This window comes from Sutterella faecalis (assembly GCF_006337085.1).
Classification (GTDB): Bacteria; Pseudomonadota; Gammaproteobacteria; order Burkholderiales; family Burkholderiaceae_F; genus Sutterella; species Sutterella faecalis.
Map to the genome: position 1 here is coordinate 2,611,686 of NZ_CP040882.1, position 21,222 is coordinate 2,632,907.

At 59.3% G+C, this 21,222-nt stretch carries 18 protein-coding genes; 10 read left to right on the forward strand and 8 right to left on the reverse strand.

The annotated features are described in order from the left end of the window. Window positions 1-197: 197 nt before the first annotated feature. The 6 genes from FG381_RS10985 (at window position 198) to FG381_RS11010 (ending at window position 6,526) form a co-directional block, all read left to right on the forward strand. Window positions 198-668, forward strand: a complete 471-nt coding sequence (locus FG381_RS10985) for a metal-dependent transcriptional regulator (protein WP_139688826.1) — start codon at window positions 198-200, stop codon at window positions 666-668. Between the two features lie 84 nt (window positions 669-752). Next, entirely contained in the window at window positions 753-1,271 is a 519-nt protein-coding gene (locus FG381_RS10990) for a flavodoxin family protein (protein ID WP_139688827.1), read from the forward strand. 57 nt (window positions 1,272-1,328) lie between these two features. Further along, window positions 1,329-2,231 carry an ABC transporter ATP-binding protein gene (locus FG381_RS10995; RefSeq protein ID WP_139688828.1) on the forward strand — a complete coding sequence of 301 codons (903 nt, stop codon included), beginning with the start codon at window positions 1,329-1,331 and terminating at the stop codon, window positions 2,229-2,231. A 4-nt stretch (window positions 2,232-2,235) separates the two neighbouring features. After that, window positions 2,236-2,994, forward strand: a complete 759-nt coding sequence (locus FG381_RS11000; RefSeq protein ID WP_139688829.1) for an ABC transporter permease — start codon at window positions 2,236-2,238, stop codon at window positions 2,992-2,994. 117 nt (window positions 2,995-3,111) lie between these two features. Continuing rightward, window positions 3,112-4,461 (forward strand): ATP-binding protein, encoded by a 1,350-nt coding sequence (locus FG381_RS11005; protein WP_139688830.1) that lies wholly within the window; start codon window positions 3,112-3,114, stop codon window positions 4,459-4,461. 313 nt (window positions 4,462-4,774) lie between these two features. Further along, window positions 4,775-6,526, forward strand: a complete 1,752-nt coding sequence (locus FG381_RS11010) for a flavocytochrome c (RefSeq protein WP_139688831.1) — start codon at window positions 4,775-4,777, stop codon at window positions 6,524-6,526. Between the two features lie 81 nt (window positions 6,527-6,607). On the opposite strand, the gene FG381_RS11015 is transcribed toward FG381_RS11010, so the two are convergent. Continuing rightward, a complete protein-coding gene (locus tag FG381_RS11015; RefSeq protein WP_139688832.1) occupies window positions 6,608-7,690 on the reverse strand; it encodes a hypothetical protein in 1,083 nt (360 codons plus the stop codon). Between the two features lie 235 nt (window positions 7,691-7,925). On the opposite strand from FG381_RS11015, the gene FG381_RS11020 reads away from it, so the two are divergent. Continuing rightward, window positions 7,926-8,762, forward strand: a complete 837-nt coding sequence (locus FG381_RS11020) for a MetQ/NlpA family ABC transporter substrate-binding protein (protein ID WP_139688833.1) — start codon at window positions 7,926-7,928, stop codon at window positions 8,760-8,762. Between the two features lie 57 nt (window positions 8,763-8,819). Beyond that, the gene (menC, locus tag FG381_RS11025) at window positions 8,820-9,944 is read left to right on the forward strand and encodes an o-succinylbenzoate synthase (RefSeq protein WP_139688834.1); all 1,125 of its coding nucleotides are present in this window, start codon (window positions 8,820-8,822) and stop codon (window positions 9,942-9,944) included. 1 nt (window position 9,945) lies between these two features. On the opposite strand, the gene FG381_RS11030 is transcribed toward menC, so the two are convergent. The 6 genes from FG381_RS11030 to FG381_RS11055 form a co-directional block, all read right to left on the reverse strand. Then, window positions 9,946-11,196 carry an alpha/beta hydrolase gene (locus tag FG381_RS11030; protein ID WP_226960235.1) on the reverse strand — a complete coding sequence of 417 codons (1,251 nt, stop codon included), beginning with the start codon at window positions 11,194-11,196 and terminating at the stop codon, window positions 9,946-9,948. A gap of 98 nt (window positions 11,197-11,294) precedes the next feature. Further along, window positions 11,295-13,541: a formate C-acetyltransferase gene (gene pflB / locus FG381_RS11035; RefSeq protein ID WP_139688836.1), complete on the reverse strand. Its 2,247-nt coding sequence runs from the start codon at window positions 13,539-13,541 to the stop codon at window positions 11,295-11,297. Window positions 13,542-13,600: 59 nt separating this feature from the next. Beyond that, window positions 13,601-14,341, reverse strand: a complete 741-nt coding sequence (pflA, locus tag FG381_RS11040) for a pyruvate formate-lyase-activating protein (protein WP_139688837.1) — start codon at window positions 14,339-14,341, stop codon at window positions 13,601-13,603. A 311-nt stretch (window positions 14,342-14,652) separates the two neighbouring features. Beyond that, on the reverse strand, window positions 14,653-15,399 hold the full coding sequence (locus FG381_RS11045) for an amino acid ABC transporter ATP-binding protein (RefSeq protein WP_139688838.1): 747 nt from the start codon (window positions 15,397-15,399) through the stop codon (window positions 14,653-14,655). Continuing rightward, the gene (locus FG381_RS11050) at window positions 15,396-16,160 is read right to left on the reverse strand and encodes an amino acid ABC transporter permease (RefSeq protein ID WP_139688839.1); all 765 of its coding nucleotides are present in this window, start codon (window positions 16,158-16,160) and stop codon (window positions 15,396-15,398) included. Before FG381_RS11050 ends, FG381_RS11045 begins: the two co-directional genes overlap by 4 nt. 152 nt (window positions 16,161-16,312) lie before the next feature. Next, window positions 16,313-17,083 carry a basic amino acid ABC transporter substrate-binding protein gene (locus tag FG381_RS11055; protein ID WP_139688840.1) on the reverse strand — a complete coding sequence of 257 codons (771 nt, stop codon included), beginning with the start codon at window positions 17,081-17,083 and terminating at the stop codon, window positions 16,313-16,315. A 294-nt stretch (window positions 17,084-17,377) separates the two neighbouring features. Between FG381_RS11055 and FG381_RS11060 the strand changes: the two genes are divergently transcribed. Beyond that, window positions 17,378-18,058, forward strand: a complete 681-nt coding sequence (locus tag FG381_RS11060; RefSeq protein WP_139688841.1) for a FadR/GntR family transcriptional regulator — start codon at window positions 17,378-17,380, stop codon at window positions 18,056-18,058. A gap of 43 nt (window positions 18,059-18,101) precedes the next feature. Here the strand turns inward: FG381_RS11060 and FG381_RS11065 are convergent, their stop codons facing one another. Beyond that, window positions 18,102-19,508 (reverse strand): MmgE/PrpD family protein, encoded by a 1,407-nt coding sequence (locus FG381_RS11065; protein WP_139688842.1) that lies wholly within the window; start codon window positions 19,506-19,508, stop codon window positions 18,102-18,104. 196 nt (window positions 19,509-19,704) lie between these two features. Between FG381_RS11065 and argH the strand changes: the two genes are divergently transcribed. Continuing rightward, window positions 19,705-21,114 carry an argininosuccinate lyase gene (gene argH, locus FG381_RS11070; RefSeq protein ID WP_139688843.1) on the forward strand — a complete coding sequence of 470 codons (1,410 nt, stop codon included), beginning with the start codon at window positions 19,705-19,707 and terminating at the stop codon, window positions 21,112-21,114. Window positions 21,115-21,222 lie beyond the last annotated feature (108 nt).

The window sequence follows — 21,222 nt, forward strand, 5'->3', positions numbered from 1 at the left end:
TCTCAAAGCGAAAAGTAAACACTTCTGAGAAGCGCAATCGAAATAAAAATGAGAATGCTTCTCAACGGCGCGAGTATATCGGTATAATGTTAGAAATGTCAAACATTGTTTCAGTCGTCACTCATTGAAATGACGAGTGACAGGCTCTGTCTTCGGGCAGAATTCAAAAGAGAGGAAAAACCCGGAGAAGAGAACGCATGCCGGCTGAGATTCAAAATCAAAAAGTGCGCGGCGGTCCGGTCAAGACTTCCGAAAAGGGCATCTCCACCACGCCCAAGCGCCAGAACTATCTCAAGTACATCTACCTTGAGGAACAGGAAAACGGTCATGCCAGGGCCTGCCGTATTAACGAGCAGCTCGGCGTGACGCGCTCGACCGTTGCGCTTACCTTTCGCGAGCTGAGAGCGGAAGGCTTCATCACTTACGAACCCTACAGTCCGATTCGCCTCACGGACAAGGGCCGCGCCATTGCCGAAGCCATCGTTCGGCGTTATTCGGCCGTGAAGCACTTCAGCCGCACGGTGCTCGAGCTCGATGAGGCCATGTCGGAGAAAATTGCCTGCGAACTCGAACACGTGATTTCAGATGCCATTGCCGAGCGGCTCCTTGAGGTTGCTAAGGTCCATGCAGAGCGCACCTCTGACGCAACGGCTTCCGAGCGCGGCTGACGGGTACCTCTCTCAGTATTTACTTTTCCCCCTTGCTTCCATGTAATGCTCCGGACGATCAGAAAGTCCGGGGAAGACCCGAAAATGCAAAAGACCAGACCCCTTATCGTCATCAGTTCCCGTACGGGCAACACCATGATCCTCGGCCACGCGATTGCGGATGCGCTCCCTGGAGCGCTTCTCGTGAAGCCTTCTGAATTGCCGGAGGATCTCTCGCCTTTTAATCCCGTTCTTCTCGGCTATTGGCGCGACCTCGAGGAGGCGCCCGTCGACATGCGCGCCATTGCTTCACGCTTTGAAGGCAAGACCATCGGGTGCTTCGCCACGATGGGAAGCGACGTGAACGACCCGGACTCGCAGGCCTGGATGAAGCGCACGGCCGAAGGCCTCGCTGCCGCCGGAAAGAACAATACGCTCGCGCAGACCTTCATCTGCCGCGGCCGCATCGATCCCGCACAGTTTGAAAAGATGACGAAGATGATGGGCGGCGTCGTGAGTCCCGAGCGCGCGGAAAAGCGCCGCGAAAGCGAAACCCACCCCGATCGCCTGGATCTCGCGAAGGGCGCGGAAATCTTCCGCAGCGTCTTCGGCGTGAATTTCTAAAGCATCTGATTTTCCGGATTCAGTGTCCACACCTATTCCAACGAAAGGAACCCAAAAGTGAGCGTCCCTGCCGTGCGGTTTGATGCCGTCGAAAAACGCTACGCTTCCGGAACGCATGCGCTCCGGGGCGTGAGCTTTGATGTCGAGGAAGGCGAATTCTTCGGTCTTCTTGGTCCCAACGGCGCCGGAAAGACCACGCTGATCACGTGCCTTGCGGGGCTCGCGACGCCAACGGGCGGGAGGATCTTCGTGAAAGGCATGGACGTGCGCGAGAACCGCCGTGCAGCTTCTCTTTCGCTCGGGATCGTGCCGCAGGAAATCACGTTTGATCCCTTCCTCACCGTGCGCGAGACACTGCGCTTTCAGTCGGGATACTGGGGGATTCGAAAGAACGACGACTGGATCGATGAGATCCTTTCCAACCTCGGTCTTGCGGACAAGGCGGACGCCTCCATGCGGGCGCTTTCGGGCGGCATGAAGCGGCGCGTTCTCGTTGCGCAGGCGCTTGTTCATAAGCCCCCCGTCATCGTGCTCGACGAGCCGACGGCGGGCGTCGACGTTGAACTTCGCGAGCACCTCTGGGACTTCATCGGGCGCCTTCATAACGAGGGCCGGACGATCATCCTCACCACGCACTATCTCGCGGAAGCGCAGTCGCTCTGCGGGCGGATCGCCATCATGAAGAAGGGAGAGGTCGTGGCGCTCGACCGCACGGAAGCGCTCCTTTCGCGCTTTGACGGCCGGGTGCTCCGCTGCAGGATTCTTGAGGGCGAATTTCCAAAGTCGCTCGAAGGCGACCTCATGCGGCGGCACGGCGCAGACATTGCGCTGAGGCTTGCCGACGCCGATGATGCGCTCGCGAAGCTCGAGGCGCTTCGCGCCGCCGGCGTTCGAATTGAAAACCTCACGGTCGGACAGCCCGACCTCGAGGATGTGTTCCTTGCGCTCACGGGAGCCTGATCAAATGTGGATACCGTTTCGCACGCTTTTCCTCAAGGAAGTCGTCCGCTTCATGAAGGTGTGGCTTCACACCATTCTTGCGCCCGTGCTTACGGGCGGGCTCTACCTCGTTGTCTTCGGCGAGGCGCTCTCGAAGCACCTTCCGGTTTATGAGGGCGTCTCCTATACGGCCTTCATCATCCCGGGCCTCATCATGATGACGGTGCTTCAGAACGCCTTTTCCAATACGGCGAGCTCCTTCATTCAGTCGAAGATTTCCGGGAACCTCGTCTTCATCCTGCTCCCTTCCATTCCGGGACCGGCTGTTGCCGCCGCCTACATCTGCGCGAGCTTCGTGCGTTCGATGCTAGCGGGCGCGGGGCTCTATCTCTTCTGCGCGCTCTGGGCGGCACCTCCCGTGAAGGAGCCGCTCCTCATTCTCTCCTTTGCGTTCTTCGGCTCCATGATCATGGCCTCGCTCGGTCTCATCACCGCGCTCTGGGCGGAAAAGTACGACCAGATGGGGGCGGTGATGAATTTCGTGGTGATGCCGCTCACCTTCCTCTCTGGCGTCTTCTATTCCGTTGAGTCGCTTCCGCCCGTGTGGCAGGCGGCGAGCAAGCTCAATCCCTTCTTCTACCTCGTCGACGGCTTCCGGTCGGGCTTTTTCGGCACCGGCGACATCAATCCCTGGGGGAGCCTTGTGATTGTCGGCGTCACGGCGCTCGCGACAATGGCGCTGGCAGTGATTCTGCTTACGAAAGGCTGGAAGATCCGCAACTGACCATGAAGGGCGGATTAAATTAGATGATTGTTCTTTATGGATAAAATTTAATTATGGCTGTAAGCTTACAAGCATAAGCTTACAGCCATAATTTTTTTGGGGGAACTCATCGAACCCATGCCTTTTCCTTTCTATGAGCGCAAGCGCGAGCTTGATGTCTTGTCGAAAATGTCGGAGCAGGCTGCCGGCGACTGCAGTCGAATGCTGGTCCTGACCGGCCGTCGACGCATCGGGAAGACAACGCTTTGCAATCGCGCGTTCTCAGAATCGGCCTTGAAGTATCTTTTCTTCTTCATCAGCAGCGAAAAGACCGAGGCCGCCAATCTTGAAGCGTTCTGGCGAGACAACGCAGGGTTCCTCGGCATGGATGGGCTGCCGGTCAACTTCGCAACATTCGCAGAACTGATGGAATTTCTGCTGCAGCGCTCCGCGAGCACGCCCCTGGTGCTTGTGATCGATGAATTTCAGAATTGCGCTTCAGTTGCGCCTTCCTTTATGAGCGACCTGCAGCGCCTGTGGGACAAATGGAGAAAGCGCTCCAGGATGCTCCTGGTTCTCACGGGCTCGGTGGCGAGCGCGATGAGAGAGATCACGGAAGGAACAAATGCGCCGCTTTTCGGACGCGCGAGCGCAAAGCTCATTCTTCAGCCTTTTCCGACAGATGTCATTAAAGGAATTTTGACGGACTACCACGCCGACTGGCGTCCGGAAGAGCTCCTCACGCTCTATACGCTGGCGGGCGGCGTCCCCAAGTACCTTGAACTTTTGATGGAAGCCCGGAAATTTACAATTGAGGAGATGATTTCGTATGCAATAGAACCGGATTCGTTCTTTACGACTGAGGGCGATAGGCTGCTCAGAACGGAATTTCGCCGGGACTACAGTGTGTATTTCTGCATTCTGGAGCGCATTGCGGCAGGAAAAACCAAGCGTCAGGAGCTGGTCTCGGCTTTCCCGTCTGATATCAGCGGACAACTCTTTAAGCTCGAGGACTATTTCCATCTCATCAAGCGGGAGAATCCGGTCGGACGGCAGAAGAACTCCAGGAACTTCCGCTTTGTGATGGCTGACGACTACCTGCATTTCTGGTTCCGATTCATTTATCCGAATCTCGGCCTGATTCAGCAGGGAAGCACTGCCCGTCTGGAGAGGAAAATTCTCGACGAGCTTCCTGACTACACCGGACGCCACGTGCTTGAGCGCTGGTTCCGGACAAAGCTTTGGGAAAGCGGCAATTTCACCGAAGTTGGTCCCTGGTGGGATGCGTCTCTCAAAGGAGAGAATGAAATCGACATCGTGGCGATCAACCCCTTTGACAAAGAGGTTCTTTTTGGAGAGGTCAAGCGCCGCAAATCGAATATCGACCTGGATCTTCTGAAGCAAAAGTCGTTTGCGTTCCTCTCGCAGAATCCTGAATACCGGAAATATGACGTGCGCTGCGAGGCCTACGGCATGGAAGATATGTAGGTAAGGGAGAACCTGTTTGCATTCTTCGCTGAGGATTAGTCGCAAAGGCCTGCGTCCTTCTGCTCGAACGCATTGCGTGCGAAAGTCTTTCTAAAAAACTCGGGTTTTCACGTATCAATGATCTCCAATTTATTGATCTCTCTCAAGAAATATGTCGTATTTTCCCGATTCCCGTGATGAAGGACTATAAGGAAGTCATCACGCCATATCTGACCTCCGGGAAAAGGCGGCAGACCTCTCCCGGACGTACGGAATCAGATATGGCTTTTCGGGTCAGACTCTGGAAGTCGACTCATTCAATAAGGAGAGAGATATGAAAATTCAGCTGATCGCCGGCATCGTCTGCTCGATCTTTGCCGCTGCAGCCTCTGCGGCTCCGGTGACGACCGAAGGGACCGGTGTGGGCAAGCACGGCGACGTGACGGTTGCCGTGACTTTCGACAACGGCAAGATCCAGAACATCAAGGTTGTTAAGGAACAGGAAAACCCGGTTCTCGCGAAGAAGGTCTACACGGATCTGAAGGATCATGTTCAGGCAACGAATTCCGTTGATGTTGATGTGATCTCGGGCGCCACCTTCACATCGAAGGGGCTCCTCGCCGCTGTGGCGGATGCGGCTAAAAAGGCGGGCGTGACGCTCGGCAAGGCCGATCAGAAGGCGCTGAAGAAGGTTGCGAAGGACCTCCCGAAGAACGCGACCTATGATGTTGTTGTGATCGGCGCGGGCGGCGCGGGGTTCTCGGCCGCCATTGAAGCGAAGAACGCGGGCGCTTCCGTTGTGCTTCTTGAAAAGATGCCTGCCGTCGGCGGCAACTCCCTCATTTCGGGCGCCGAAATGAATGCTGCAAAGAACTGGGTTCAGCCCGTTCTCGGCATCACGGACGATTCGCCTGAACTCCACGCAAAGGACACGTACCTCGGCGGCGACAAGAAGGGCGACATGAAGGTGATCAACGTCATGACGGGCAATGCCCTTGACGCTGCGCTCTGGTGCCGCGACTACCTCGGCGTGCGCTTCGAGCCCGACAACCTCTTCTTCTTCGGCGGCCACAGCCGCAAGCGCGCTCTGATCCCGGTGGGCCATACCGGCACGGAATTCATTTCGAAGTTCCAGGCGAAGGCCGATGAACTCGGCATCCCGGTCATCACCAACATGAAGGCCGAGGAGCTCATCAAGGATAAGGACGGCCGCGTTGTGGGCGTCAAGGCCACGATGGACGGCGCCGAATACACCTTCAATGCGAAGGGCGGCGTAGTTCTCGCGACGGGCGGCTTCGGCGCGAACCCGAAGATGGTCGAGCACTACAACCCGAAGATCGACTCGCGCTTCAAGACGACCGATGCCCCGGGCACTACGGGTGAAGCCCTCTACATGGCTCAGCGGGCCGGCGCCGAACTCGTCAACATGCAGTACATCCAGACCTACCCGATCTGCGACCCGATTTCGGGCGTGATCGAGCTGATCGCGGATGCGCGCTTTGACGGCGCCATCATGCTCAACCAGGAAGGCAAGCGCTTCGTCGAGGAGCTCGGCCGCCGCGACGTGCTCTCCGAAGCCATCCTCGCGCAGACGGGCAACTACTGCTGGGTGCTCTGGAACGACAAGATCGGTGCAGTTTCAAACACCGTCAAGGAACATCCGACGGAATACGATGCCTTCACGAAGCAGGGCATCATGAAGACCTGCGACGACTTGAAGTGCATCGCCGACTTCACGAAGATTCCGTACGAATCGCTCAAGGGCACGGTTGACCGCGTCACCTCCATGGCCGGGAAGGGCAACGACAAGGACTTCCACCATCGTGCAGGTCTCGTCGACATGAGCCAGGGCAAGTACTACGTGATCAAGGCCGTCCCCTCGGTGCACCACACCATGGGCGGCGTTCGGATCAACGAGAAGGCCGAGGCCCTCACGGCTGACGGCAAGGTGATTCCGGGCCTCTGGGCCGCGGGCGAAGTGACGGGCGTCACGCACGGCACGAACCGCCTGGGCGGCAATGCCTACACGGACATCATCGTCTTCGGCCGCATCGCCGGCAAGGCGGCTGCTGAAGCCGCGAAGTAATCGTCGATGAGAGAAGCCTCCTACGGGAGGCTTCATCGAGGAGTCCGGGCCGCGTTGCGAAGACTCTCTTCGCGGCGCGGCTCATTCTTTGAGGAAGCGGTTGACGCTCGGCCAGAAGTCCGATTTTTCGTTGAGGGAAAGCGCTAAACGGAGTTGCAGCGTAGCGTAGCCGACATTGGTGAAGCGCATCAAAAGGCTGGGCTTCGTTTCGAACTTTTCCGGAGCGATGAGCTTAATTCGAATGGGATTCGTGAACGGGTCGTGATTGAGCGTTTCCGAGGGACTTCCTGAAAACGGCGCATCCGGATCTTCTTCATCTTTGTCCTCCTCGTCGTCCTCGTCATCGCCTTCATATTCTTCTTTTGGAAGAAGCCGCGTTTTCCATGGGAAGAGCCTGAGCTCAGCCGCTGTGATGGGAGAGATCCCGTTGACGGGGGAAACGGCGAGAAGCCCCCGGGCGATGATGCCGATCGTAAGCATCAGGGTTTCAAGCGCCTCCGGAGAAAGGACGTCGCTGCGGATGAGCACCGTGGTGGAAGACGCCTTGAAGAGAGGCTTCCCGCCGGGATTCATATCGCAGTCGCCCCTGAGCACCAGGGCGCCGTAGAGTTCGGCGATTCCGAGCGCGAGTTCGAGATCTTCGTTCTTGCCGCCGGTGACGGCGATTTTCCAGACCTGGGGAAGACGTTCGCCCTGAGGCCGAAGCCCGGAGAAATCGAGCGGAAGATCGAAGGGAAGCATCAGCGCGTCCTCGCGGAGCTTCAGGACCTTTGCGCGACAACGCTCTTTCCAGGCCTCAGCCATGCCGTTCCTGCGCGTGGCGTCGAGGTCGTCCAGAAGCGACTCGTACCGAAGGAGAAAAAGCGCCGCCCGGGCGGCTCGGGAAAGTTTTCCCGCCTTATCAAAGTCAACGGACTCAAGGCCGATCTTCTCCCGGAAGGCTTCTGCCGCGGCAGCCGCAGCCGCGCGAACCGCTTTGCTTTTCTCTGACATCAGCTTCTCCGGCAAAGCGCTTTCGATAAAGACGAGAATATCCTTCTCCGCGGCGCCCGCCTTCGAGAGCCGTGCGATGCCGTCCGTGACGCCGAAAACGGAAATGCTGAGGTTTTCGGGGTGAAAAACAATGCGCTCAAGCGCCTTGCTGACGGGACTCTGCTTTCTCATGGAAGCCTCCTTTCTTTCTCTCACAGGTTTAATGGTAGAGGGGTCTGCGTCGAAAAATGGCGCAGCAAAGATTCCGGAAAGCTGAGTTGAGACGCTGTATGAAAGAGAAAAATCAAGAGGAAATCTGATCTCGGTTGTAATACCTGCGGTGCTTACCCGCAGTAAGAACCGCCGGCTCAATCCATAATCCAGGGATCAATCACGAACTCCCATTCTCTCTCTCAAGGAGATTCCCATGCAGCGGCGCACACTCATTGGTTCAACGTTATCCATCCTCTTCGCTTCTGCGCTTCTCGCCGGGTGCGGGGATAAGGCCGGCGACGCCGCCGGCGGCGCAGCTCCGGAAAAGAAGGAAATCACGCTCGGCGTCACGGCGGGTTCTTCCGAAGAGATCGCCGAACAGGTGGCGATCGTTGCCGCGAAGAGGGGCCTTACCATTCACGTGAAGACCTTCGGCGACTACATTGCGGTCGACACCGCGCTCGCGCAGGGCGACATCGACCTCAATGCCTTCCAGCACGAGCCCTATCTCGTCAACTTCAACGCCAAGAACAACACCGACCTGATCGCGATTGCGAAGACCTATCTCGCGCCGATCGCGGGCTACTCGAAGCGCTGGAAGAGCGTCAATGAGGTGCCTGACGGCGCCACCGTGACGGTTCCGAACGATCCGACGAACGAAGGCCGCGCGCTCTATGAGCTCTCGCGCCTCGGGTGGATCAAATTGAAGGAAGGCGTTTCGACGACGAAGCTGACGCCCAGCGACATCATTGCGAACCCGAAGGGCATCAAGCTCGTGGAGCTCGAGGCCGCGCTTCTGCCGCGGTCGCTCGACGACACGGACGTCGCGATCATCAATGCGGGCTACGCGATCAGCGCCGGCCTCAACAGCCAGAAGGATTCGATCTTCGTTGAATCGACCGAGACGAGTCCCTACGTCAACATCATTGCGGCGAGGAAGGGCACTGAAAAGGATCCGGCCTACCTGAAGGCGGTCGAAGCCTTCCGCTCGCCCGAAATCAAGGCCTTCATCGAGAAGACCTACAAGGGCTCGATTGTTCCTTCGTGGTAATCGAAAGCTTCTCGCCTCACCTTCATCCCTTCGCAGCACCCTAAGGACATTCTTTACATGCGCATCGAAAAGGCCGTCATCCGTCAGATGAAATTGCCCTTCAAGACGGGCTTCCGCACGAGCTTCGGCACGACCGTCGTCAAGGACTTTCTCCTGGTTGAGCTCTACGACGCCAAAAGGCGTTTGGGGCTTGGCGAATGCTCGGCCTTCATGCGTCCCTGGTACAACGAAGAGACGACGGTGGGCGCACGCTATGTGATCCGGGAATTTCTCCTCTCTGAGCTCCTCCGGAGCGAGGAGATTGCGTCGCCCGAAGCGTTTTTCGATCAGACGGCGTGGATTCGCAGAAACCGCATGGCGAGGTCTGCAGTTGACTGCGCGCTCTGGGATCTCTGGAGCCGTGAAAAAGGCATTCCGGAGTGGCGCGCGCTCGGCGGCACTAAGAATGTGATCGAGTCCGGCGTGTCGCTCGGCATTGAAAAGTCGCCGGCGGAGCTCTTGAAGACCATTGAAAAGTATCTGGGCCAGGGCTATCGGCGTGTCAAATGCAAAATTGCGCCCGGCTTCGACCTCGAATACCTGCGCGCGGCACGCCGTGAATTCGGCGACATCATGCTGATGGCGGATGCCAATTCAGCTTATACGCTCGACGACATCGACACCTTCCGTGCGATGGACGAGCTCGACCTCCTCATGATCGAGCAGCCGCTCGCAAGCGACGACATCGTCGACCATCGGCATCTGCAGGCGGCGATCCGCACGCCGGTGTGCCTCGACGAAAGCGTCGACTCGGTCGACGACGCGAGGCGTGCTATCGAGCTCGGAAGCTGCAAGGTCATCAACATCAAGGTGGCGCGCGTGGGCGGCCTCACGGAAGCGCGCCGCATTCAGGAATTTGCCGCCCGTCACAACGTCGGCTGCTGGTGCGGCGGAATGGTGGATGCGGGCGTTGCGCGCGGGCACAACATTGCCGTCGCGACCCTTCCCAACTACGTCTACCCGAACGACATTCCGTCGTCGGACCGCTACTACGCGGACGACCTGGTGACGCCCTCGACCTTCATCGACCGTGAGGCCCATATCACCGCATCGGAACGCCCGGGCACGGGGTTCGAGCCCGACTGGGCGGTGATCGAAAAGCATACGGTCGAAAAAGAAGTTCTCACCAGAGCCGACCTCTGACTCATCCATTCATCACGGAGAGGATCTCTTTCTCCTGTTCCGTAAACCAGGGGTTGAACGTCAGGCGAGCAGTCACTCCGGTACGCTTCTTGTCGCCCCAGGCGCCGTAATGGATGTCCTTTTCGGGGATCCCGCGGCAGGTGGTGGTGGAGGTACGGTCTTCTCCCAACCGGCAGAGGCGGTTCAAGCCTTCTTTCCCGTACTGAGGATTTCCGGGCGAATAGAGAAGCCCCATGTGCGAGAAGCTCGTGATGTTTTCGTCCGGAAGATAGTCGGTCCTCACGACGACCCGCGGGTCATTGCCGGAGAGCTCCGACGCGGTCGATTGATCCCCGTACCAGAGAAAGCGCGTGCGCGGGTTCGTGAAGCGCTTCGGGAACGTTTCAAGAAGCGCCTGAGTATTCACGACCGAATCGTGCTCGCTCATCATGATGACGGCGGGGCGCTCAAAGGGCTTCCTCAGGAGCGCTTCCTCGGCGCTCCGCATCGTGTCGACGAAGGCCGCAAGCGCCTGCACGGGAACGATTGTGTAGCGAAATGGCGTCTGGCCTCCCATCATCGAATCCTCGGGCTCTCTCAGCCAGTTGATGAAGGGCGCGAGAATCGGCGCCATGAAGGCGAGATGCGTGCGCACTTCCACGGCGGGCGAAAAGAGGACGAGCCCGGAGATCCATTCATGGCGGGAAGCGAATTCAATCGCGAGATTGCAGCCCGTTGAGAAGCCGCCGAGCCAGACCTCGGTTTTCTCTCCCTGATGGAGCGTTTTCAGGTCGCGGTCCAGGATCTCCGCCTGCTCCCGCACCACCCGGCGCCAGTCGTCCGCCGTGGGCTCGAGCATGTCTTCGGGCCGCGTGCCGCAGCCCGGAAGGAGCACTGTCCGCACGAGCCATCCGGCATTCGCGTAAGTGCGAGCCTGATCGACGAAGCTCCAGGGCGAGTCGCCGAGTCCGTGAATGAGAAGAATGCCGCGGGTGCCGACGGCGCCTGATGCGGGAAGCGTCTCCGAGGGCGTGTTCCACCGAAGCTCCGCCGCCGTGTCGTCGGACACGAATTTCCGCCGGGCGTTCACCCAGGCGCGCGTTTCTGTGGCATAGGCCGCAAAGGACGTTTGGCCGAGGGGCTGGACGCCCGCAATCTCAGCCTTGGGCGATGTCGCGCACGAAGCGAGCGAGACCGTGAGCGGGAGAGCTGCGAGGACTGCGGCGCCGCCAAGAAGCCGGCGCCGGGAGAGCAGAAAGCGGGGAGAGGACATTCTTTTCATAGCGAAGAAAAGAATAACGGGCCGGAAGGATTCCGGCCCGCTCCGATTACATCAAAAAATTGCGTAATCCGATCAATGGAAGACGTTGATTACATCTTCCGGTGGCAGGTGCGCGCAATGACGTCGAGCTGCTGCTCGCGAGTGAGGTCGATGAACTTCACCGCGTAGCCCGAGACGCGGATCGTGAAGTTCGCGTATTCGGGCTTCTCGGGATGCTCCATCGCGTCGATCAGCTTGTCGGTGCCGAAGACATTGACGTTCAGATGGTGCGCGCCCTGGGCGAAGTAGCCGTCCATCACGGAGACCAAGTTTTCGGCGCGTTCGTCGAGCGAATGGCCGAGCGCGTCGGGACTGATCGTCTGGGTGTTGGAGATGCCGTCGAGCGCGTACTCGTAGGGAAGCTTCGCGACGGAGTTGAGGGACGCGAGAAGGCCGTTCTTTTCCGCGCCGTAGCTCGGGTTCGCGCCGGGCGAGAGCGGTTCGCCCGCCTTTCTGCCGTCGGGAAGCGACCCCGTCGCCTTCCCGTAGACCACGTTCGACGTGATCGTGAGAATCGAGGTCGTGGGTTCGGAATGACGGTAGGTCGGGTAGTGGCGGACCTTTTCAATGAAGGTTCTGAGAAGCCACACGGCCAATTCGTCCGCGCGCTCGTCGTCGTTGCCGTAGTGCGGGAAGTCGCCCTCGACCTCGAAGTCGACCGCCACGCCCTTGTCGTTGCGGATGGGCTTCACCTTCGCGTACTTGATGGCGCAGAGGGAGTCGACGACGTGCGAGAAGCCGGCAATGCCCGTCGCGAACGTGCGGCGGACGTCGGTATCGATGAGCGCGAGCTCGGCGGCTTCATAGAAGTACTTGTCGTGCATGTAGTGAATGAGGTTGAGCGTATTCACGTAAATGCCGGCAAGCCACTCCATCATGGGGTCGAAGCGCGCCATGACTTCGTCGTAATCGAGGAATTCCGACGTGATCGGACGATAGGCCGGACCCACCTGAGCGCCCGACTTCTCATCAACGCCGCCGTTGATGGCGTAGAGCATGCACTTGGCGAGGTTCGCGCGGGCGCCGAAGAACTGCATTTCCTTGCCGGTTTCGGTCGCCGAGACGCAACAGCAGATCGAGTAGTCGTCGCCCCAGACCGGACGCATGACGTCGTCGTTTTCATACTGGACGCTCGAAGTGAGGCACGAGATCTTCGCGGCATAGCGGCGGAAGGCCTCAGGAAGCGCCTTCGTGTAGAGGACCGTCAGGTTGGGTTCGGGCGCCGGATCCATGTTTTCGAGCGTATGGAGGAAGCGGAAGTCCGTCTTCGTCACCATCGGGCGGCCGTCCATGCCGATGCCGGCCATCTCAAGCGTCGCCCAGACCGGGTCGCCCGAGAAGAGCTGGTTGTATTCCGGAATGCGGGCGAACTTCACCATGCGGAACTTCATGACGAGATGGTCGATGAGTTCCTGGGCTTCGCTTTCCGTGAGCGTTCCTTCCTTCAGGTCGCGCTCGAGGTAGATGTCGAGGAAGGTCGAAATGCGGCCCACCGACATCGCGGCGCCGTTCTGCGTGCGGATGGCGGCGAGGTAGCCGAAGTAAAGCCACTGCACGGCTTCGCGGGCATTCACTGCAGGCTTCGAAATATCAAAGCCGTAGCTCTTTGCGAGCTCCTTCATCGCCATGAGGGCGCGGATCTGTTCGCTGATCTCCTCGCGCTGGCGGATGACTTCGTCGCTCATCATTCCGCAGCCGCAGTTTTTGAGATCGCGCTTCTTTTCAGCGATCAGATGATCGATGCCGTAGAGCGCAACGCGGCGGTAGTCGCCCACGATGCGGCCGCGCCCGTAGGTGTCGGGAAGACCCGTGATGATCTTATTCTTGCGCGCCGCACGCATTTCGGGCGTGTAGGCGTCGTAGACGCCCTGGTTGTGCGTCTTGCGGTATTCGTTGAAGATCTGATCGAACTTCGCATTGGGTTCGTACCCGTAGGTGCGGCAGGCTTCCTGGGCCATGCGGATGCCGCCGTAGGGCATGAAGGCGCGCTTCAGGGGCTTGTCGGTCTGGATGCCCACCACCTTCTCGAGATCCTTCAAAGCCGGATCAATGTAGGCGGCAGGATAGGCAGTAATCGAGGAGACGATTTCGGTCTCCATGTCGAGGACGCCGCCCTTGGCGCGTTCTTCCTTCTGGAGTTCGGAGAGGCGTCCCCAGAGCTTTTGCGTCGCTTCAGTGGGGCCGGCGAGGAAGTCGCTACCGCCCGAATACGGGGTGTAGTTGTTCTGAATGAAGTCGCGGACGTTTATGTCGCGCTTCCAGTGCGTTCCCGTAAAGGTGCGCCAGGCTTCAGTCATGGTGGAACTCCTATGATTTGAAAATGAAAAATTAAGGAAAGCTGGGGAAATCGGTACTGCTAAATCTCCGCGGACCCGCATCCGAGAATGCGCTCGGCATTGAGGATGCGTTCCCTTGAAGGCGGCGGGAGGCCCTTCGTGCGGCAGGGAATGCCGAGCGCCTCCCACTTGGGTTCTGCAAAGCTGTGAAAGGGGAGAACCTCGACGCGACGGACGTTCTTGAGCGTCTTGATGAAGCCGGAGAGCGCTTCCAGGGCCTCATCCTCATCCGTCCATTCGGGCACGAGGACGTGCCGGATCCAGACGGGCTTCTCCTTATCCGAGAGATAGCGCGCGAAGTCGAGAATCGTTTCGTTTGTGAAGCCCGTGAGCTTCTTGTGAGCGTCGGGGCGGATGTGCTTGATGTCGAGGAGCACGAGGTCGGTGACGGCCATCAGGCGCTCGAACCTCGCAAGATTTTCGGATTCGCGCGTAAAGGGAAGTCCGCTCGTGTCGATCGTGGTCGATACGCCCGCACGCTTTGCTTTTTCAAAAAGCTCCGTCACGAATTCAATCTGCAGGAGCGGCTCCCCGCCGCTCACGGTGATGCCGCCCTTTTCGCCCCAGTAGGGACGGTAGCGGAGCGCCCGCTCGAGGACTTCGTCGGGCGTGACGATTTCCCCCGTCTGAATGCGCCAGGTATCCGGATTGTGGCAGTAGACGCAGCGCATGCGGCAGCCCTGCACGAAGACGACGAACCGTACGCCGGGTCCGTCGACGGATCCGAATGTCTCGTAAGAATGAATGCGGCCGGTGGTCATGGCGGGCGAAGGAATCCTCTGTCGGTCGGGTTCATGGGGGACTTCCCTAGGGAGAAGCCCTCTCTTTTTGCCAATCCTTACTCTAAGCGAAGGCGCGCCGCAAGTCATCAGTCCTTCGGATGAGTTTGGGTGGGGAAAAGGCCTTGCGAAGACTACCGAAAGCAGCCGTTTCCGACTGAAGTGAAATTGTGTCCGGCGGCGTCGAAATGTTGTCGCGCATTGCCGGGACGCAGGCGAAAAGAAAAGCCCGCGGAATGAAAGCAGCATTCCCGCGGGCTGATAGAAGATTTGGATTTGTTAGATAGGCATCGTCAAAGCACGCGTGCAAGGAAGGATTTCGTGCGCTCTTCCTTAGGCGCAACGAGGATCTCCTCGGGCGAGCCTTCCTCGATGATGTGGCCGCCGTCCATGAAGACCACGCGGTCGGCGACTTCACGCGCGAATCCGATTTCGTGCGTGACGACGATCATCGTCATGCCGGAGTCAGCGAGGCGCTTCATGACGGAGAGCACTTCGCCCACGAGTTCGGGGTCGAGCGCCGAGGTGGGTTCGTCAAAGAGCATCACCTTCGGTTCCATCGCGAGCGCGCGGGCAATAGCGACGCGCTGCTGCTGGCCGCCCGAGAGGCTCGCCGGATAGTCGTTCGCCTTTTCGAGAAGCCCGACGCTCTTCAGGAGCTCAAGCGCCTTCCTGCGGGCGGGCTCCTCCGCAACCTTGAGAACGATCTGCTGCGCGAGCATAACGTTTTCAACGACCGTCTTGTGGGGCCAGAGGTTGAAGCGCTGGAAGACCATGCCGAGATGCTCGCGCACCTTGTTGAGGTTCGTCTTCGGATTCGTCACTTCGACGCCGTTCACGAAAATCTTCCCCGAGGTCGGAACCTCGAGCTCGTTGATGCAGCGGAGCATCGTCGACTTGCCCGACCCCGAGGGGCCGAGGACCACGACCTTTTCGCCCGGGCGGACGGAAAGGTTGATGCCGTCCAGGACCACATGATCCCCGAAGGCCTTCTTCAGGTTCTGAATTTCAACGATGGCGTTTTTGCTTTCTTCACTCATGACGTGCTCCCAAGACCGTTGTCGCCGCGCCCGAGCCTTGCTTCAAGGCGGCGGATGCCCCAGGCGAGAAGCAGCGTCATCACCCAGTAGACGCAGGAAATCGTGATGTAGGGTTCCCAGTAGCGGGCGGAGGCGCCGGCCACCGTGCGGGCGGCGTAGGCAAGTTCAGCGAGACCGATCGCGGACACCAGGGACGAATCCTTCAGAATGGCGATCGCGTTGTTGCCGAGCGCGGGAAGCATCCGGCGGAAGGCCTGCGGCAGGATGATCTTGCGCATGGCCTGGAAGTAGGTCATGCCGAGCGACCGGGCGGACTCCATCTGACCCTTGTCGAGCGACTGGATGCCGGCGCGGAAGATTTCGCACATGTAGGCGCCGGAATTCAAAGTGATCGCGCAGATGCCCGCGAGCATGGCGCCGTAGTTGGCGCGGATTTCGCGCGCGAGCGCGCCGTCGATGAGGAGGCCGTCGATCGGATGAATGAAGATCGGGAGCACCGCAAAGTGCATGAGAAAGATCTGCACGAAGAGCGGCGTGCCGCGAAAGAAGCTCACGTAGACCGCGATCGGCCAGCGCACGCCGAAATGGAGAAACGACTTTGCGGGTTCGTAGCGCGCGGAGGCGAGGCGCCCCATGCCGAGGAGCGTGCCGAGAATCATGCCGAGGAAGACGCAGATCACGGTGATCTGAACGGTCATCCAGGCGCCGTGCACGAAGAGCGGCCAGTATTCAACGATGACGTCGGAATGAAAACCAAACATTGAGGGTCCGTTTATAGAAACGCGCCGGCGCCCATTTTTTCAGGACGCCGACGTGGCTTGGAAAAATGACTGGAGAGGAGGGAGCGCTGCGGGCCGCTTCTCAAAACCGGGCGGCTTCAGGAACGCTTCCCTTCGCAATCGGGTTCAGGCGATCAGCGGGGAAGCTTCGGAGCATCCGTGCCGAACCACTTCTGATAGACCTTGTTGTAGGCGCCCGAGGAAATGGCCTTTTCGAGGCCGTTGTTCACGTCGTTCAGAACCTTCGTGTTGCCCTTTCTCACGCCGATGCCGAAGTACTGTTCGGCAAAGCCCGGATCGCGGCACTGGTTGAACTTCTTCTCGGGGTTCTGCTTCACGTACCACTGCAGAACGCCCACGTCGCCGATCATCGCGTCGACGCCGCCGTTGGCGAGCTCTTCAAGCGCGAGGGGCGTGTTGTCGAAGCGGCGGATGTTGGTCGAGGCCTTGCCGAATTCCTGCGAGGCGGCAATGTCGCCCGCAGAAGCGTTGACCACGGCGATGAGCTTGCCCTTCAGGTCCTTCAGGCTCGTAATCTTCAGGTTCGAATTCGTGAGAATGAGCTGGTGGGCGAGGAAGTAGGGGTGCGAGAAGTCGACGGCTTCCTTGCGCTTTTCCGTGATCGTGATGCCCGACATGACGATGTCGCGGTCGCCGTTGTTGAGGCCGGCGAAGATGCCGTCCCAGGGCGTGTTGATGAATTCAACTTCGAAGCCGCCCGCCTTGGCGATTTCCTTCATGAGGTCCACGTCGAAGCCGACGAGCTCCTTATTGGGCGTTTCGTATTCGAAGGGTCGGTAGGTCGCACCCGTGCCGACCGTGTAGGTCGCGGCGCTGGCGATGCCGGCGGCGAGGGCGGCAGAGAAGAAAGCGGCTGCAAAGACGGCTTTGGTCTTCAGAGACATGTTCTTAAAACTCCAGAAAATGAGTGTGCGGATGCGGACGCACGGAAGGAAAGTAGAAAATTACCGGGCGTGATTGTGGGCGTTTTGTCCCGCGCGCGTAAAGGTCTGGCGGGCAAAGAATAGAGGGTTTTATGAGCTAACCGAGGTTCTCTACGAAAAGAAGGTTAGTTGCCGGCAATTGTCGACAAGTTGATCGGTTTGATTGGCAACTCTCACGTCATTAAGCGACATAATCTCTTTCGCTAGAATTGAAACTTTTGGGCGCTGCCCGCTCTATTCATCAGGGAATTTTTCATGGACGAGGAGAGCCTCTTCCGCGACATTCACAGTCATCTCATGCTTCAGGCCAGGGAAGGTCAGAAGATGGACACGGAAATGAAGCTCGCGGAACGGTTCAATGTATCGCGCTACCGCGTGCGCCGGGTGCTCGACATTCTTTCGAGAATGGGGGTTGTTCATCGTGCCCAGAAGCGCGGCCTCACGCTTGTGTCGCCCGAACCCGAGGATCTCTCCAAAAGCATCGGTTCGCAGATTCAATCGGTCGGATTCAACGCCATGGAATTCAGTGAGGCGAGGGATCTGATGGAGAGCGCGGTGCTTTCGCTTACCGTTAAACGCATGACTCCGATGCAGCTCGGGCGTCTTGCCGACACGTTCAGCCAGCTCGAGCGCGTGAATTTGTCCCCCGTGGCGGCGCTCTCGATTCACAAGTCCTTTCATTCGCTCTTTCTTGAAGGCTGCGGCAACCGCGTGCTTCAGGTGTTTGCTGCGGCGCTCCTCTCCGAGTGCGCGCAGAAGCTTGCCGAAGCCGGCGACAACCTGCCGGGGAGCTTCGTATCGGAGATTATTTCGCTCGACCGCGATCTTCTGGCGGCCCTCCGCGCGGGCGACGATGAAGCTTCGCGGGCGGCTCTGGTCGAACTGATTGATGCGGAGGTCGCGGCTGCCGCGGCCTACGGCATCAAGGCGGAGTGACCCGTCTTCCGGGCCAATCCGCCTTTCTCTGGGAAAAAAGCGATTACGCCTCGAAGCGGTCGCGGGTCTTCGGAGCCGCGGCGAGAAGGCTCACGATTTCCGTGCGGAAGTCCTTCACGCCTTCGAGCGCCATCAGGCGGCGGGCGAGTTCTGCAGAATCCGCTTCAAAAAGCACCATTTCCGTAACGGAACGGAATTTCCTGAGAAGCGCTTCGTCGGTCACCGGATTGGTTGGAGCGCCCAGGGGCATCGGGACGCGCTCTTCCCAGCTGCGGCCGTCCGCGAGCGTCACCCGCACGATCGGTTCGTCATCGTCCTTCTGCGAGGGATCAATTTCAAAGCGGATCCGCTTCATCATCTCGGCAACTCTCGGATCCTCGCGGCGGCTTCTTGCAAAGGACGCGAGGCTTGCCGAACCGAAAACGAGGTCCGCAGCGACGCTGTAGGGGATCGATAGCTGCGCCGCGTTCATCGGGTGGATGGCGAACTTGCCGCACATGCCGTGCACGAAGGGATTGATGATGACGAGGATTTCCTTGATTTCATCCGCCTTGAAGCCGTGGCTCGCCATCAGGTTGTCGACGGCGTCGATCGAGGAGTGGGTTGACCGGCAGGAGGCATGGGGCTTGATCGAGACGCGCGCGAGCTTCCAGTTTGTCCCCAGGTCCCTCAACCACGCATCGGGGTCGGAAGAGGCGGGCGCAAAGCTCTTATTGAAGCCGCCCCAGACTTCCTCAAAGACCATGGAGGGACCGGTGAAGCCCTCCCTGGCGAGCACGGCGCTCATGAGGCCGCCCCAGGCGGCGTGTCCGGCGTGAAGGCGCTTATTCTGCGCGCCGTCGTGTACGCAGGACCAGAGTCCGGATGCAAAGGAGCTTGCGAGCCCGAGCGCCATTTCGGTCTGACGTTCGTCGAGCTCCAGAATTTTGGCGGCAGCCGCGGCGGCGCCGAAGGGGCCGCAGGTGCCCGTTGAATGAAAGCCCGCGCCGTTATGCGCTTCATAGGCGCCGCAGGCTTCAAGCGCCCGGCGGGCAACATCGTAGCCGAGAACGACGGCGGCAATGAATTCCTCTCCCGTCACCTTGCGGCCGGAAAGCTCAACGGCGGCAACAGCGGCCGGGACGACGACGGCGCCTGAATGGTCGCACCCGCCCGTGTCGTCGAGCTCAAAGGCGTGCGAAGCCGTGCCGTTGATGAGCGCGGCATTGAGCGGTGAAACCGTTTCGCCGGCACCCCAGAGGGAGGCCCTTCCTTCGCCTTCGCCCGCGCCCCGAAGGGTTTTGAGCAGGAGCTGGGGCTCGGGCGCAATCGCCCCCGCAATGCCCGCTCCGATGCTGTCGAGGATGTGCCTTACGGCTTTTTCGGCGATGGGGCGGGGCAGGTCGGCATAGGTCGTGCCGACAATGAAGCGCGCGAGCTTCGCGCTTTTGGTTTCTGTGATGTCCGTCATGGCTGAGGTCCTTCAAGGAAAGCGTGTTCTTGTGAAGGGAATGGTACGTCGGAAGGCATTTTGACGGTCTGTAAAGAGCTTCCCCTTATGCTGACCATAATCAACATGTTGGCGCCATTATCTTTTATATTGTCGACAATATGGAAGATAATGGCGTTCATCAAGATTATTTTGTTGCTTTTAAAGGAGAACCAGCATGAGCAACCAGGACAGCAAGAGCCGCAGCGGCCGTTTCGACCTTCCCGCCAATGAGCTCGTTGAAAACTTCAACGCCACGATTCCGTTCGAACAGCGCGTTTGCCCGTTCGACATTCAGGATTCGCAGGCGCATGCGACGATGCTTGCCCGTCAGGGCATCATCAGCCGGGAAGATGCCGAAGCCATCTGCGCCGGACTCGATAAGGTCGCCGAAGAAATCCGCGCCGGGAAATTCGTCTTCTCCGTCAAGGACGAGGACATCCATATGGCGATCGAAAAGCGCATGACCGAGATCGTCGGACCGGCGGGCGGGCGCCTCCATACCGGCAGAAGCCGCAACGACCAGACGACGACTTCTACGAAGATGTATCTGCGCCATGCGATTCGCGAGGTGCAGAAGGGAATCCGCGCGCTCCAGGCGGAATTCATCACGATTGCCCGGGCCAACATGTCGGTGATCATGCCGGGCTACACGCACATGCAGACCGGTCAGCCCATCCTCTTCTCGCACTGGATGATGGCCTTCTTCTGGATGATGGAGCGCGACTTCACGCGCTTCGGCGACCTCTACCGCCGCATGGGCCGCTGCCCCCTGGGCGCGGCAGCGCTCGCCGGCACGGACTTCCCGATCGATCGCGAATACACGGCTCAAAGGCTCGGGTTCGACGGCCCGACCGAGAATTCGATCGACAGCGTTTCCGACCGCGACCATATGGTCGAATTCAATGCGGCTGCCGCGATGTGCTACATGCATCTCTCGCGCCTTGCCGAAGAGCTCGTCACCTTCTCGACTCAGGAATTCAAGTTCGTTGAGCTCTCCGACGACTTCTGCACCGGCTCCTCGATCATGCCGCAGAAGAAGAACCCGGACATCGCCGAAAAGATCCGCGGCAAGACGGGCCGCATGTACGGCAACCTGATGGCGATGCTCACCATCATGAAGGGCATCCCGCTCGCCTACAACACGGACCTTTCGGAGGATAAGGAACAGGTCTTCGACTCCATAGACACGCTTCTCGACAGCCTCGCCATCATGACGCCGATGATCGCCAAGATGCGCGTCAACGCTCCGAAGATGCGCGCTTCGGCCGACCTCGGCTACGCCAACGCCACGGACCTTGCCGACTATCTCGCGAAGAAGGGCATCCCCTTCCGCGAAGCGCACCACATCGTGGGCGCCATGGTCAACTACGGCATCAAGCACGGCAAGCGCCTCGACGACTTCACTATGGAGGAGTACAGAAGCTTCTCCGACCGCATCGAAGAGGATATCCGTGAGGAAATCAATCTCGAAACGTGCGTGCGCGCACGCCGCTCCTTCGGCGGCACGGCGCCCGAGCGCGTCGCCGAGCAGCTCGGCCGCGCCGAAGCCGTTCTCGCCCGCGAGGACGAGGAACTGAAGCGCTGAATCCCGGCGGCTTCCCCTTTATCGACTTTTCTCTCCTGACCCATCCCGCAGACTTCTTCCGGAGTCTGCGGGAGAGGTCGATTCACCCTCGATTTCTCTCATTCCCAG